Origin of the sequence: Melioribacter sulfuriphilus, from assembly GCF_051488685.1 — a bacterium.
Lineage (GTDB): Bacteria > Bacteroidota > Ignavibacteria > Ignavibacteriales > Melioribacteraceae > Melioribacter.
Window position 1 is genome coordinate 34,155 of sequence record NZ_JBPSEH010000007.1, and the last position, 14,642, is coordinate 48,796.

The 14,642-nt window shown below is 37.7% G+C and carries 13 protein-coding genes; all 13 read left to right on the forward strand.

Annotated elements, in window-relative coordinates; translation table 11 throughout:
• Window positions 1-18: 18 nt before the first annotated feature.
• A complete protein-coding gene (glyA, locus tag ACSSV9_RS10230) occupies window positions 19-1,320 on the forward strand; it encodes a serine hydroxymethyltransferase (protein WP_437347159.1) in 1,302 nt (433 codons plus the stop codon).
• 4 nt (window positions 1,321-1,324) lie between these two features.
• Window positions 1,325-2,080 (forward strand): twin-arginine translocase subunit TatC, encoded by a 756-nt coding sequence (gene tatC, locus ACSSV9_RS10235; RefSeq protein WP_437347160.1) that lies wholly within the window; start codon window positions 1,325-1,327, stop codon window positions 2,078-2,080.
• Window positions 2,077-3,057: a polyprenyl synthetase family protein gene (locus ACSSV9_RS10240; protein WP_437347161.1), complete on the forward strand. Its 981-nt coding sequence runs from the start codon at window positions 2,077-2,079 to the stop codon at window positions 3,055-3,057. The genes tatC and ACSSV9_RS10240 overlap by 4 nt, the downstream gene beginning before the upstream one ends.
• Window positions 3,058-3,154: 97 nt before the next feature.
• Window positions 3,155-3,724, forward strand: a complete 570-nt coding sequence (locus tag ACSSV9_RS10245; RefSeq protein ID WP_437347162.1) for a cytochrome c3 family protein — start codon at window positions 3,155-3,157, stop codon at window positions 3,722-3,724.
• Between the two features lie 11 nt (window positions 3,725-3,735).
• On the forward strand, window positions 3,736-3,897 hold the full coding sequence (locus ACSSV9_RS10250; RefSeq protein ID WP_437347163.1) for a hypothetical protein: 162 nt from the start codon (window positions 3,736-3,738) through the stop codon (window positions 3,895-3,897).
• An 11-nt stretch (window positions 3,898-3,908) separates the two neighbouring features.
• Window positions 3,909-6,950 (forward strand): TAT-variant-translocated molybdopterin oxidoreductase, encoded by a 3,042-nt coding sequence (locus tag ACSSV9_RS10255; protein WP_437347164.1) that lies wholly within the window; start codon window positions 3,909-3,911, stop codon window positions 6,948-6,950.
• Entirely contained in the window at window positions 6,947-8,314 is a 1,368-nt protein-coding gene (gene nrfD, locus ACSSV9_RS10260) for an NrfD/PsrC family molybdoenzyme membrane anchor subunit (protein ID WP_437347165.1), read from the forward strand. Before ACSSV9_RS10255 ends, nrfD begins: the two co-directional genes overlap by 4 nt.
• Window positions 8,315-8,317: 3 nt before the next feature.
• A complete protein-coding gene (locus ACSSV9_RS10265; RefSeq protein WP_437347166.1) occupies window positions 8,318-9,457 on the forward strand; it encodes a quinol:electron acceptor oxidoreductase subunit ActD in 1,140 nt (379 codons plus the stop codon).
• A 20-nt stretch (window positions 9,458-9,477) separates the two neighbouring features.
• A complete protein-coding gene (locus ACSSV9_RS10270; RefSeq protein ID WP_437347167.1) occupies window positions 9,478-10,653 on the forward strand; it encodes a quinol:cytochrome C oxidoreductase in 1,176 nt (391 codons plus the stop codon).
• A 2-nt stretch (window positions 10,654-10,655) separates the two neighbouring features.
• On the forward strand, window positions 10,656-11,582 hold the full coding sequence (locus ACSSV9_RS10275; protein ID WP_437347168.1) for a c-type cytochrome: 927 nt from the start codon (window positions 10,656-10,658) through the stop codon (window positions 11,580-11,582).
• 4 nt (window positions 11,583-11,586) lie between these two features.
• Window positions 11,587-12,357, forward strand: a complete 771-nt coding sequence (locus tag ACSSV9_RS10280) for an SCO family protein (RefSeq protein WP_437347169.1) — start codon at window positions 11,587-11,589, stop codon at window positions 12,355-12,357.
• A 6-nt stretch (window positions 12,358-12,363) separates the two neighbouring features.
• Entirely contained in the window at window positions 12,364-14,004 is a 1,641-nt protein-coding gene (gene ctaD / locus ACSSV9_RS10285; protein ID WP_437347170.1) for a cytochrome c oxidase subunit I, read from the forward strand.
• Window positions 13,994-14,635, forward strand: coding sequence for a cytochrome c oxidase subunit 3 family protein (locus ACSSV9_RS10290; protein ID WP_437347171.1), 642 nt, complete (start codon window positions 13,994-13,996; stop codon window positions 14,633-14,635). The genes ctaD and ACSSV9_RS10290 overlap by 11 nt, the downstream gene beginning before the upstream one ends.
• The last annotated feature ends 7 nt before the right edge of the window (window positions 14,636-14,642 follow it).

Consider the following 14,642-nt stretch of genomic DNA (forward strand, 5'->3'; position numbering starts at 1 on the left):
AAAAGTTAGGAAAAATTTATGCTTAATTATCTTACTAATGACCCAGAGATTTCAAAAATATTAAATCTAGAAATTGGAAGACAGGTAAATAATCTCGAATTAATTGCCTCTGAAAACTTTGTCAGTCTGGCAGTTTTAGCAGCTACGGGATCTGTTCTGACTAATAAATATGCAGAAGGTTATCCCGGTAAAAGATATTACGGTGGCTGTGAATATGTCGATATGGCAGAAGACTTAGCGCGTGAAAGGTTGAAAAAGTTGTTCAGTGCTGAATATGTTAACATTCAACCTCATAGCGGTTCTCAGGCAAATATGGCGGTATTTATGGCTCTTCTTAAGCCTGGAGATAAAATTCTTGGTTTAAGCCTCGACCAGGGCGGGCATCTTACGCACGGATCCCCGGTCAATTTTTCCGGACAAATTTATAATGCTGTTTCATATACTTTAAGTAAGGAAACTAAACTTCTCGACTATAACATTATTGAAGATATTGCAAAAAAAGAGAAACCAAAATTGATTGTTGCAGGTGCAAGTGCTTACTCGCGGGATTGGGACTACAAAAAATTCCGGGAAATTGCAGATAAAGTGGGTGCATTTTTAATGTGCGACATGGCGCATCCGGCAGGTCTTATTGCAAAGGGTTTGCTCAACAATCCACTTCCTTACTGCGACGTTGTTACTTCGACTACTCATAAGACTTTAAGAGGGCCTCGCGGTGGCGTCATACTGATCGGAAAAGACAGAGAAAATCCAATGGGTATTAAAACTCTCAAAGGCGATCGGCTAAAAATGATGTCCGAAATATTCGACGGTATGGTGATGCCAGGCATTCAAGGCGGACCTCTAATGCACGTTATTATGGCAAAAGCGGTTGCATTTGGCGAGGCTCTTCAGGATTCGTTTGGAATCTATGCTCGACAGGTAATCTCGAATGCAAAAACTCTTGCCGCAGAATTAAAGAGTTTAGGATACGAAGTTGTATCGGGCGGAACGGATAATCATCTGATGCTTATCGATCTATCCAGTAAAAATATCAGCGGCAAAAAAGCTGAGAATGCCCTTGGAATAGCTGGCATGACGGTCAATAAAAATATGATTCCTTTCGATACGAAAAGTCCATTTGTGACCAGCGGAATTAGAATTGGCACACCAGCTGTTACTACGCGAGGTATGAAAGAAAATGAAATGAAGATGATTGCTTCGTTTATCGACAGGGCAATTAAAAATGCGGATAACGAAGATGAATTAAATCGCATTAACTCAGAAGTTAAAGAACTTTGCTCGAAATTTCCGCTCTATCCGGAATTAATAAACGGTTAGTTAAGTGGCAGAAGATACAAAACTCCGGAATGATGAATACGCGTCTGGCGAAGTCGAAATGACTTTTCTGGAACACCTCGAAGAATTGAGGTGGAGAATAATTTACTCTTTGATTGGAATATTAATTGGAACAATAATCGCGTGGGTATTTATTGATTTTATTATTGACGGCATTCTTTTGTTGCCCGCGCGTCAGTCAAATATAAAACTCCAGAATTTAAAACCGTTCGGACAATTATTTTTATATTTTCAGGTAGCGATAATCGTTGGCTTGATAATCAGTTTTCCGAACGTTGTTTACCAATTCTGGAAATTCATTGCTCCGGCATTAAAGGAAAATGAAAAAAGATATATTACATCGATAGTTCTCTTTACCACATTTTGTTTTCTTGCGGGCGTCGTATTTGCATATTTTGTAATGCTGCCATTGACGCTGAAATTTGCAGCGGAATTTGGCTCCGAGGCGATTGAAAATAATTTTGCAATTGACGAGTACTTCTCGATTATCCTGAGCGTAATTATAGGTGCCGGATTGGTTTTCGAACTTCCAATGCTTTCATTTTTCCTGACCAAAATTGGCATACTAAATCCAGGCATAATGAGACGTTATCGTCGACATTCAATAGTAGCAATTTTAATACTCGCAGCAGTTTTAACTCCTGGTACCGATCCCGTATCTCAGATTATTCTGGCAGTTCCATTGGTTTTCTTATATGAAATAAGTATTTTAGTCTCAAAAATATTCCAAAAGAAAAATTGAGCATAAATACGCTTTCCGATATAATACACAGCGTCGATAAAGAACTAAAAGAATTCAATGCCGTATTTAAAAAGTCATTAAAATCGAATGTTGGCATTGTAGACCTTGTAACAAAATATATCCTTAAACAAAAGGGCAAAAAAATTCGACCCCTTCTGGTATTACTTTCCAGCAAAATATCTGGAGGTATTACAGAACGAAGCTACAGAGGTGCCGGACTTGTTGAATTACTGCATACGGCTACATTGGTGCACGATGATGTTGTGGATAACGCCGATACGAGACGAAATTTCCCGTCGATCAATGCTATATGGAAAAATAAAATTGCAGTTTTAATGGGAGACTATCTGCTGGCAAAGGGACTAATGTTAGCAGTTGAGTATGAAGACCACGATTTTCTAAAAGTAATTACCAATACTGTAAAAAGAATGTCGGAAGGTGAATTGCTCCAGATCAGGAAGACAAGAAAACTCAATAACGACGAGGCTACTTATTTCAGGATTATATCTGATAAAACGGCCTCTCTATTGTCGACGTGTTGTGAAATAGGGGCTATGGCTGCTACGAAGGACGAAAATAAAATAAAAGCCATGCATGAATTTGGTGAATACCTCGGCATTGCTTTTCAAATACGCGACGACATTCTCGACTTTATCGGCAAATCGAGTATACTTGGGAAGCCACTTGCAGGCGACATTCGAGAAAGAAAGCTTACTTTGCCTTTGATATATGCATTAAGTAAAGCCGACAAAGATGAATCTAAATCCGTTTTGAACTTAATTAAAAACGGAGGCAAAAATTTAGACGTCGATACTGTAATAGAATTTGTAAAAAAATACGACGGTATTAATTACGCAGAAGAAAAAGCTAATGAATACGCGCGTAAGGCATTGAGCTGTCTCGATATTTTCGAGGACTCAAACGCCAAGCATTCTCTCTCAGGGCTCGTTCATTTTGTAGTTGAACGAAAAAAATAATTTTAAATGAATTTTTGTTGGAATCTTGTTGTTGTGTATATTTGAATCTTGAATTCAGATAAATATACTCAATATCTTATTACTTTCAGAGACATTGATGAAAAAAAAATATTTGGATTATCTTCTAAAAGTTCGGTTGCCTCTGACATTATTTGTAATTATTTCAACATTTATCATTACCTATTACGTTTCTCGTCCTGAACGGGACGGACTTGGGTACAAACCCGAACAACCGATCAACTTTTCGCACAAACTACACGCAGGCGATATGGCAATCGATTGTCAGTATTGTCATATTAGCGTCGAGAAATCAAGATATGCTTCTATTCCTTCGGTCAATATTTGTATGAATTGCCACACTTATGCCCGCAAGGATAGTCCCGAAATAATTAAACTCACAAAATACTACGAAGAAAACAAACCAATTCCGTGGAAAAGAATTCATAAAGTACCCGATTACGCTTATTTCAACCATAGCGTACATGTTAACAAAGGAATTCAATGCGAAAGCTGTCACGGAGATGTTACTCAGATGGAAAAAATTTCCCAGGTAAGGCAGTTTACCATGGCGGCCTGTCTTGATTGCCATCGAAATCCACATGAAAATTTACCATATCTTAAAGTGGTGAACAACGGTCCGGAAAATTGCTATGCATGTCATAGATAAATGGAGAGCAAATGGAAAAAATTTATAAAAGAAGAAAATTTTTTGAAACGTTCGGCATTTTGTCGTTGGCAGGATTAGTTGCCGGTCTGCTACCTAAAAAGTTATTAAAGTTTATGCGTAAAAATAAAATAGAAGTAAGTATTCATAAAGACGCTGTTAAAAGAGTAAAATAAGGTTTTCAATCATGAACAAAAAAGATTTCTGGAAAAGCTTAAAAGACTATAACGATAGTGACGATATACGTAAGATTAAAGAGAACGAATTTATGGAAGGAGTTACGGACGATTTTGAACTTAGTAAATTAACGAAACTATCACGCAGAAAATTTCTTGCACTCGTTTCTGCAACGGCTGCTATAGGCACAACTGCGTGTACGGATTATCGCGATAAAGGGGAAATTGTTCCCTATAACAAAAAGCCAGAATATCTTCTTCTCGGAAAGGCAAACTACTATGCGTCTTCCTGCGCAGGCTGCTCAAATGCATGCGGCTTGTTGATTAAGACAAGAGAAGGAAGACCAATAAAAGTGGACGGAAATCCAGAACATCCAATTAATCGCGGTAAAGTTTGTGCTAAAGGTCAGGCTTCGATTTACAATTTATACGATCCCGAAAGACTTCAGTATCCACTGATTAATAGAAAAAAATCGAGCTGGAATAGAGTCGATTCGGAAATAGTTGATGCTTTGAAAAAAGCTTCGGATGAAAATAAAGAAATTGCTCTTTTTGTTGGAAGTATTAAATCCCCTTCCACTTTAAGAGTTCTGGAAAATTTTAAAAATAGATATCCTGTTACTAAAATTTATTCTTATCAACTTTTCAATGAAACGACACGCCAAAAGGCATGGGAAATTACTTACGGCACGAATGAATATCCAGCAATTCTCTGGGAAAAGGCAGATGTGATTTTAAGTATCGAAGGCGACTTTTTGGGCAATGAAGGTAATTACATCGAGAATACAAGAAAATTTTCGCAGGGTAGAAATATCGTTAATACCGGTAAACTTAACAGGTTGTATGTAGCTGAAAGCAGAATGAGTGTAACCGGAATGATGGCCGATTACAGATTGAGATTGAGCCCAACTAAACAATTCAAATTTTTAATGGGATTGGTAAATAATCTCTATAAAAAGGGGAGTAAAATTAAATTACCTCCCTACTTCGAATCGTATCTCAATAAATTTGACCTCGCAGAGTTTAAGAATAATGAGAAGGTAAAACTACTGATCGATGATCTGGACAGCAATAGAGGTAAATCTATCGTCTATGCAGGAAGTAATTTAGCTGTCGAAATCCATCTGGCTGTGAATTTATTGAATGAAATTTTGGATAATACAGATTTATATGACTCTAAATATTCGTTTGTAAATTTACTGCCTCTATCGGGAATGAATGACATACAGGAATTATGTGACAAAATGAAGGCAGGGAATGTCGGTGTGGTTATTCATTTAGATACAAATCCTGTTTTTCATCTGCCCTTAGATTATGGTTACTATGAAGCTCTGAAATCTGTTCCGACAGTAATTACAATTACAAGTACAAAAAGTGAAACTGCAGATCTGAGTAATTATGTGCTACCTGAAAGTACTCAATTCGAAAGCTGGGGCGATTTCTATGTGCGTAAGGGTGTTTATGGATTACAACAACCAGTTATTGCACCAATATTTGATACACGCCAGAAGGAGGCTATCCTTTTAAGATGGACGGAAGGAATAAAAGATAAATTTAATGACAGCAGGTACCGCGATTTTATTGCTGAAACGTGCAGAGAAGAAATTTATAACAAAATTAAACCTGCATCAGATTTCAAAGCATTCTGGTATGCAGCTCTCCACGATGGATTTGTCGAATTTAATGAAATTTTTGATAAACCTGAATATAACACTCGTTCTCTCGATGAGCTCATGAAGGCTAAAATTCTGGAGGGGGAATACACATTAATTATTACCGAAAGTTATTTCGTAGGCGATGGAAGATATGCCAACAACGGCTGGTTGCAGGAGTTACCTCATCCGGTAACAAAAGTAACCTGGGACAATTATTTATCGATATCTCCTGCAACAGCTAAGAAAATGAATCTTGATATGAACGATATGGCAGAAGTTGCGTACAATGGTACGAGCCTTAAGCTGCCAATATTTATTCAACCTGGCATGAGTGACGATACTTTTCACATCGAAGCAGGTTATGGCAGAAAAAGTGTGGGAGTTGTAGGTGAAGGAATTGGGTTTAATCCATTGGTATTCCTTACAAAAAATTCAAACAATTCACCTTTCATACTGACGGGGGTGAGTATTAAGAAAGCTGAAGGTAAATACACTTTAGCTTCAACTCAGGAACATCATTCACTTGACGATACATTTGTAAAAGATTTTCATCGTATCAGAAAAATTATTCAGGAAGGGACGCTACCTCAGTACCAAAAAAATCATCATTTCTTGCATGAAGAAAAACACGAACTCTTTAACATTACCGAAGAGTATAAATACGACGGTGTAAAATGGGCTATGGCAATCGATCTTAATAAATGTACAGGTTGTAATGTATGTGTAGCATCGTGTAGTGTCGAGAACAATGTGCCTGTTGTTGGAAAAGATCAGGTTGCAAAAGGGAGAGAAATGCAATGGATTCGAATTGACAGGTACTATTCCGGAACACCAGATGAGCCAATTGTAAGTAATCAGCCTATGTTATGTCAACATTGCGACAATGCGCCGTGCGAAAATGTATGTCCTGTTAATGCAACAAATCATAGCCCTGATGGCTTGAATCAGATGGTATACAATCGTTGCGTTGGTACAAGGTATTGCTCAAATAACTGTCCTTATAAAGTAAGAAGATTTAATTTTTATAACTACAGAGATCATTTCGCCGATTCATATTACGAAAACGAATTAACTTCTCTGGTCAATAATCCTGAAGTAACAGTGCGTTCCAGAGGTGTAATGGAAAAATGTACTTTCTGTATTCAAAGAATAATGGAAGCGCGTTCCGATGCAATAGCCAGAGGCGAGGAATTCTACGGAAAGGATATTCAAACAGCTTGTCAACAAGCATGTCCTTCCGAGGCAATCGTATTTGGTAATGTAAATGATCCGAATTCTGAAATCGCAAAATTAAGAAAGCACGAACTTGCATACCATGTGCTGGAAATATTGAATGTCAAACCGAATATTTCATATTTAGCAAAAATAAGGAATATCCATACGGAGGAAATTCAGTGAGTTCAGTCGACTATACGCATGAAGTTTCGGTTATAGAAGGAAGACCGCCGCTCAGGTCCCTTGACGACTTAATTTCAAAACCGCTGGAGACCAGACCAGATAAAAAGTTTTATATTGCTCTTTCAATTACGCTGTCGATGCTTGGACTGTTTGTTATTGGTCTCTTTATGACTTTTTATTACGGTATTGGAACCTGGGGCAATCAAATTCCAGTAGCGTGGGGATTTGGAATTGTGAATTTCGTTTTTTGGGTTGGTATTGGTCATGCAGGCACATTAATTTCGGCAATTCTTTTTTTGCTCAGGCAGAAATGGCGTACAGGAATTGCTCGCTTTGCAGAAGGGATGACCATATTTGCCGTAATGACTGCAGGAATCTTTCCTCTTATCCATACAGGAAGACCCTGGCTGGCTGGGTATCTCTTCCCTTATCCAAATCAACACTCAATCTGGGTTAATTTTACTTCACCACTCCTCTGGGATGTCTTTGCAGTCTCAACTTATTTCACTGTCTCTTTAATTTTCTGGTACGTAGGCTTAATCCCGGATTTTGCCACTTTAAGAGAAAAGACTTCGAATAAAATAAAAAAAATAGTTTATTCAATATTTAGTCTTGGTTGGAGATTTTCAAACCGGCATTGGCAGCATTACGAAATGGTTTATTTAATTTTAGCCGGATTTGCTACGCCACTTGTCCTCTCTGTTCACACGATCGTAAGTTTCGACTTTGCGGTATCGATTTTACCCGGCTGGCATACTACAATATTCCCGCCATATTTCGTAGCCGGTGCGGTTTTCTCTGGTTTTGCTATGGTTCAGAACGTTCTGATCTTCGTCAGAAAAATTTTCAATTACGAGCATATTATTACAATTGATACACTCGAAAGAATGAATAAAATAATTTTGCTTACAGGTTCGATGGTCGGGTATGCATATTCGATGGAGTTTTTTATTGCATGGTACAGCGGAGTTCAGCCTGAACAGTTCACGTTTATAAATAGAGCTTTTGGACCTTACGCATGGGCTTACTGGATTATGGTATCATGTAATGTTCTGGCACCTCAATTATTCTGGTTCAAAAAAATAAGAAGAACTATTCCAGTGATGTTTGTTATAGCTGTTTTTGTAAATATCGGCATGTGGTTTGAGCGATTTGTAATTGTTGTTACATCTTTGTCGAGAGATTATTTGCCTTCGAGCTGGCAGTATTTTACACCGAGTTTGGTTGACTTTATGATCTTAATTGGAAGCTTTGGATTCTTTTTTACCTGGATATTACTCTTTACGAAAGCCCTGCCAGTCGTTTCAATCGCAGAAGTAAAAGCGGTTGTCGATGGTTCTCAACCTTCTCATAAGGAGCATTGATAGATGAAAGATAAAATTTTATACGGATATGCAGCACTGTTTGATAATCCTGATGATATAATTAATGCAGCAGAAAAGGCAGCCGAAACAGGCTATAAAAAATACGACGTTCATTCTCCGTATCCAATTCACGGAATGCCAGAAGCCATGAAATTGCCGCCGTCGAAGCTTGGATATGTTGCTCTTGTCGTTGGACTTTCAGGAGCATTGACAGCATTACTATTGATGTACTGGATTTCCGCCGTCGACTATCCGATTATGATTGGTGGGAAACCGCTCTTTTCTTTTCCCGCATACGTGCCGGTAATTTTCGAGGTGACTGTCCTTTCGGCTTCAATTGCAACAGTGCTTACAATGCTCTTTATCTTTTTCAAACTTCCGAACAATGCTCATCCACTGCATGGCACCAGCTACATGAAGCAAGTTTCATCCGATAAATATGGTTTGTTTATTCAAGCAGAGGATGAAAAATTTAATGAAGAGGAAGTAAATAGTTTCCTCCTTTCGATAGGTGCAAAAGAAATCATTCCAATATTTTATGACGAAAATGAAGTTGCATACAAACCGAGATTGTTTGAGCCCAAATTTATCATGTTTTTGTTTGCTACCGCTATAATTACATCGGGCGCAACATATTTTACGCTCAATAAATTATTGTATATGGTACCATTTAACTGGATGATGGAGCAGGAAAAATTAACGCCTCAATCGACGAGTGCAATTTTCGCCGACGGGTTTGGAATGAGAACCCCTGTCGAAGGGGTGGTCGCAAGAGGCGAGGCATTTTATCCTTATAAAAATATGCCTGAAGAGGCAGCTGAAAAATTAATAAATCCTCTCCCTATGTCGATGAAAGTTCTTAAACTCGGCGAAAAGAAGTATGACATTTATTGTAGTCCCTGTCATGGTTATCATGCAGAGGGAGACAGCAGATTACGAGGTCAATTTCCTAATCCACCTTCGCTTCATTCAGAAAAAGTAAGGAACTGGAGTGACGGTAGAATTTTCCATGTTATTACAGAAGGTCAAAACGCTATGCCGTCCTATTCAACACAATTGAACGAAGAAGAAAGATGGGCGGTTATAAATTATATCAGAGCGTTGCAAAAAGCTTTGAATGCCAGAGATGCTGATCTAAATTGAGTAAAAAATTCGGAAAAATTATGGATATAGTTTATCAGAAAAAATATGTACCGTCTAAGATTACCAGAACGGGATATATTCTGCTGGTGGCAGGAATTCTACTCTCTCTTTTCGGATATTTAACTGACCTGCAAAGAAGCGCATTTAATAATATTATCTTGTTGACATTCATTATAAGTGTAGGTATGGGAGCTCTGTTTTTTATTGGAACAGAATACCTTTCAGGTGCAGTTTGGAGCGTACCATTTAGAAGAATTGTTGAGTTTGTGGCTGCTTCAATCCTGCTCGTTCCATTTATTGCTTTGCCCGTACTTGCAAATATGGAACAGTTGTTTCACTGGATGCATCCAGAAGTTGTGAAAATGGACGAACTTTTGAAAAGTAAAGCCCCATATCTCAATGTTGAATTTTTTATTATAAGAGTGGCTGCTTTTATTGCAATCTGGTGGCTGTTCTATTTTCTTTTTACTCGAAATTCTTTAAAGCAGGACCAGACAAAAGATCAAAAATTAACAAAAGCAAATACACGATTATCAGCTGCATTTATGCCATTCTTCGCAATTACAATTACGTTTACTGCAATTGACTGGCTGATGAGCTTAGAACCGCACTGGTTTTCGACTATCTTCGGCGTCTATTATTTCTCAGGTTCTGTCCTTGCAGGATTAGCAACCGCTACAATTGCAATAATATTATTATCTGAAAAAGGCTATCTGGTAAAAGGCATTTCGAAGGATAATTATTACAGTTTGGGAGCTTTACTATTTGCCTTTACAAACTTCTGGGCATATATTGCTTTTTCACAGTACCTGTTGATCTGGTATGCAAATTTGCCTGAAGAAACTTTTTGGTTCCTGGCAAGATGGGAGGGTAGCTGGAAGTTTATTAGTATAGGACTGATTTTTATAAAGTTTGTAATACCTTATTTTGGTCTTCTTTCGCAGCCTTCTAAAAAAGATCCGAAACGATTAGTAATTATGTCGTTTATTATATTGTTTGCACACTATTACGATCTATACTGGATGGTTATGCCAACATATTCAAAACACGGTTTTGTTTTTGGCTGGATAGAGATTGGATTTATAATACTTGCAGCTGGTCTGTTAATTTCAATTTTCAGTTTCATGGCAAATAAGCACAACATGGTCGCAATAGGCGACCCGAAATTAAAACGTGGAATAGATTTCAGATTATAGTTATGGAAAAAAAGATAAAATTTGAAGACGAACTTAAATTCAGAGAACTTCTGAAAAATCCTGTGCGTTTGTTCGGTTGGTTCTTCCCTTATTTCTTATTGATTCTTTTAATCGGTGGGATTTATTTCGGTCAGAATCTAATAAATATTTCGTTTAACGAAATGCCAGCTGGACTTAAAGACAGCACTATTGTAAAAAAAGAGATTGTTGAGACAAAGGGTGGAATAATGCCGGCAGTCGATCTGAACAAAGTCAAATCGCCTTCGGATGAATTGATAGCGCGTGGCAAAGAACTTTATGACGCTAATTGTCAATCGTGCCACGGATCCGAAGGTCGTGGTGACGGTCCAGCAGGTGTAGCCCTTAATCCGAAACCTCGTAATTTCCATCAGAAAGATGGCTGGACAAACGGCCGAACAATCGATATGATGTATAAGACATTGCAGGAGGGGATAATTAAAAACGGAATGGCAGCATACGAATACCTTCCGCCTGAAGATAGATTTGCAATTATCCATTATATCCGAACTTTTTCAGAATTTCCACCCGTAACAGACGAAGAATTAAATAATATCGATAACATTTATAAGGTAACAGCTGGCATCGAAATCCCGAATAAAATTCCTGTAAGCAAAGCTATTGATATTCTCTCTAAAGAGAATCAAACATTCGTCGATAGAACTACGCAATTAGCAAAAAGAATAAAAGACTCAAAAACGAATAATTATATTGCTGAAATGATCGTTGAACAAGCATCTGACCTGAATAAACTGGTTTATCTATTTTTATCGGACAGGAATATTTCATATGAAAAATTCAAGACAATTATAAATAACTACCCGCTCTCGATTGGATTAAAACCCGGAATTGGGAAAGTAGGTGAAGACGACTTGAAAAAGATTTATGATTACTTAAAATCGATGAGTTGATAAAATGGTAAAGTTGCTTTTAAATATATTCTTCACAATTGTATTAGTTGCCGGTTCTGCTTCTGCACAAAAGCATGTGGAAATTGGAGTTGACGAACAGCTCGGCAAATATATACCAGAAGATACCTGGTTTGTTACATCGAAAGGAGATAGTGTCAACCTAAAAAGTCTGATTGACAAACCTGTACTTCTGGCATTAGTCTATTATGAATGTCCCGGTATATGTAGTCCAATGCTTAACGAATTAGCATGGACAATCGATAAAATGGACTTAATTCCTGGCAGAGATTACAAAATAATTTCGCTCAGTTTTGACCACCGAGAAAATCCTACAGTTGCAGCAAAGTGGAAAGTAAATTACCTGAATTCGATTAAAAAGAAAATTGCACCAGAAGATTGGATTTTTTTAACGGGGGATAGCATTAACATCAAAAAAGTTACAGATGCTGCAGGTTTTTACTATAAGCCTACAAAAGATAATCAATATGTTCACCCTGCAACTGTTATTGCTCTTTCACCTGAAGGGAAGATTACACGTTATTTATTCGGAGTTACGTTCAATCCTTTCGATGTTAAAATGGCAATGTTAGAAGCAAAAGCAGGCAAAGCCAATCCGACTATAACTAAAGTACTTCAGTTCTGTTATAGCTATGACCCTGAAGGACGCTCGTATACATTAAACATAACGAGAATTGTCGGTACAGTTATGCTGCTGGGAGTAGGACTATTTGCGGTTATACTATTATTTAAAAAAAGAAGTAAGACAACGGAGTAAAGTAACATGGCAAACGGAGTAATTGCAATAGAAGAGAAGAATTTTTATCAGCAGAGCACAAATAGATATTCTGGAATTTTGTCCTGGCTGTTGACAACCGATCATAAAAGAATCGGTTTGATGTATTTATACACCATTTCGTTTTTCTTTCTCGTAGGTGTGATAATTGGAATATTGATGAGGCTGGAGCTGATTGCACCTGGCAAGACTATAGTGGATGCACAAACTTATAATACACTCTTTACTCTTCACGGCGTAATAATGATTTTTCTTTTTATTGTTCCAGGTTTACCAGCCATATTTGGAAACTTCTTCCTGCCTATCCAGATAGGTGCACGCGATGTGGCATTCCCTCGATTGAATTTACTTTCATATTATGTCTACGTTGTTGGCGCAATTCTTGTCTTTATTTCTTTGTTCTTACCTGGAGGACCGATTGATACGGGGTGGACATTTTACATTCCATATAGTGTCAGAAGTTCAACTAATGTTTCGATGGCAATATTAGCTGCGTTTGTACTGGGATTTTCTTCAATATTAACAGGAATTAATTTTATTACAACTGTTCATCGTCTGAGAGCTCCTGGAATGACTTTTTTCAAAATGCCACTTTTTGTATGGGCTACATATGCAACTGCGTGGATACAGATTATTGCAACTCCAGTCATCGGAATTACAATACTATTAGTAATTATAGAACGCACATTTGGAGTGGGAATATTCGACCCGGCACGGGGTGGTGACCCGATATTATATCAGCATCTATTCTGGATTTATTCGCATCCGGCTGTTTATATTATGATACTGCCTGCAATGGGTGTGGTTTCCGAAATAATTCCAACATTTTCACGGCGTACCATTTTTGGCTACAAGGCAATAGCGATATCGTCGCTGGCAATTGCATTTGTCGGTTATCTCGTTTGGGCACACCACATGTTTACAAGCGGTATGAGCGACACGGCTCGTTGGGTCTTCTCTCTTCTTACTTTTATTGTAGCACTTCCAAGCGGTGTAAAAGTTTTTAACTGGGTTGCAACAATGTATAAAGGTTCAATCGATCCTCAGACTCCATTCCTGTGGGTCATGGCGTTCATCTTTCTTTTCTCGATAGGAGGATTGACTGGCTTGGTTCTTGGTTCTCTGGCAACAGATGTTCATTTACACGATACTTATTTTGTGGTAGCTCATTTTCACTATGTAATGTTCGGAGGAACGGGTACAATCTTTTTTGCTGCCCTTCATTACTGGTTCCCAAAAATGTTTGGTAAAATGTATTTCAAAAAAGTCGCAAATATAGCTGTCTTGCTTTTCTTTATTGGATTCAACATGCTCTATTTTACAAAATTTATTATGGGATATATGGGAATGCCAAGAAGATATTACGATTATCTGCCGCAATTTGCTACTTTACAGGAAATCTCAACTGTCGGTTCATGGATTCTTGCACTTGCAATCTTTTTAATGGCTGGAAATTTAATCTACTCTTTACGAAAAGGTCCAAAAGCTACGGCAAATCCATGGGGCGGTGTTACTCTTGAATGGCATATTCCTTCTCCTCCGCCACTGGAAAATTTTAAGGAAATCCCAACCATTACACATGAACCTTACGATTTCAGCCAGCTCAAGGAGATGAAGAATGAATCATAACACCATTGTAGGCAACGAATATAACCATTCAGTAGAGCACGTCCACCGTGACGATGTGGGTGCTAAAATGGGCATGTGGCTCTTTCTCTTTACAGAGGTACTTTTATTTGGAGGTATGTTCCTAGCTTATGCAGTCTATCGATATCAATATTCTGAACAGTTTCGTTTGGCGGCTATGGAACTTAACACTGGTATAGGTACACTCAATACTGTAATTCTACTTACCAGCAGTCTTACTGTTGCGCTTTCAATTGCTGCTATTCAGAAAAAAAATAAATTCTTATCGATACTGATGTTAACTATGACAATTGTCTTTGCATTAATGTTTATGGTAAATAAATATTTTGAGTGGATGGCAAAAATAGACCATGGTATTTTCCCCGGTTCCGAAGAATTGTTGGGAAGACCTAACGGTCAAATTCTCTTCTTCGGTCTTTATTATGTTATGACTGGGTTACATGGGCTTCATGTTATAATTGGTGTTGTAGTTTTGATGTTTATGCTCTATTTTCTTATAAGAAATAACATAACCCACGAAAATTATAACAAACTTGAAAATGCAGGTCTTTACTGGCATCTGGTTGACTTAATCTGGATTTTTCTTTTTCCGCTTTTTTATCTCATACAGTGAGGCATCG

Bases quoted from the DNA above. Each gene is read 5' to 3' on its own strand.
- glyA (WP_437347159.1), top strand. From the start codon at position 19: ATGCTTAATTATCTTACTAATGACCCAGAGATTTCAAAAATATTAAAT.
- ACSSV9_RS10245 (WP_437347162.1), top strand. From the start codon at position 3,155: ATGAAAAAAAAATATTTGGATTATCTTCTAAAAGTTCGGTTGCCTCTG.
- ACSSV9_RS10250 (WP_437347163.1), top strand. From the start codon at position 3,736: ATGGAAAAAATTTATAAAAGAAGAAAATTTTTTGAAACGTTCGGCATT.
- ACSSV9_RS10255 (WP_437347164.1), top strand. From the start codon at position 3,909: ATGAACAAAAAAGATTTCTGGAAAAGCTTAAAAGACTATAACGATAGT.
- ACSSV9_RS10265 (WP_437347166.1), top strand. From the start codon at position 8,318: ATGAAAGATAAAATTTTATACGGATATGCAGCACTGTTTGATAATCCT.
- ACSSV9_RS10270 (WP_437347167.1), top strand. From the start codon at position 9,478: ATGGATATAGTTTATCAGAAAAAATATGTACCGTCTAAGATTACCAGA.
- ACSSV9_RS10275 (WP_437347168.1), top strand. From the start codon at position 10,656: ATGGAAAAAAAGATAAAATTTGAAGACGAACTTAAATTCAGAGAACTT.
- ACSSV9_RS10280 (WP_437347169.1), top strand. From the start codon at position 11,587: ATGGTAAAGTTGCTTTTAAATATATTCTTCACAATTGTATTAGTTGCC.
- ctaD (WP_437347170.1), top strand. From the start codon at position 12,364: ATGGCAAACGGAGTAATTGCAATAGAAGAGAAGAATTTTTATCAGCAG.
- ACSSV9_RS10290 (WP_437347171.1), top strand. From the start codon at position 13,994: ATGAATCATAACACCATTGTAGGCAACGAATATAACCATTCAGTAGAG.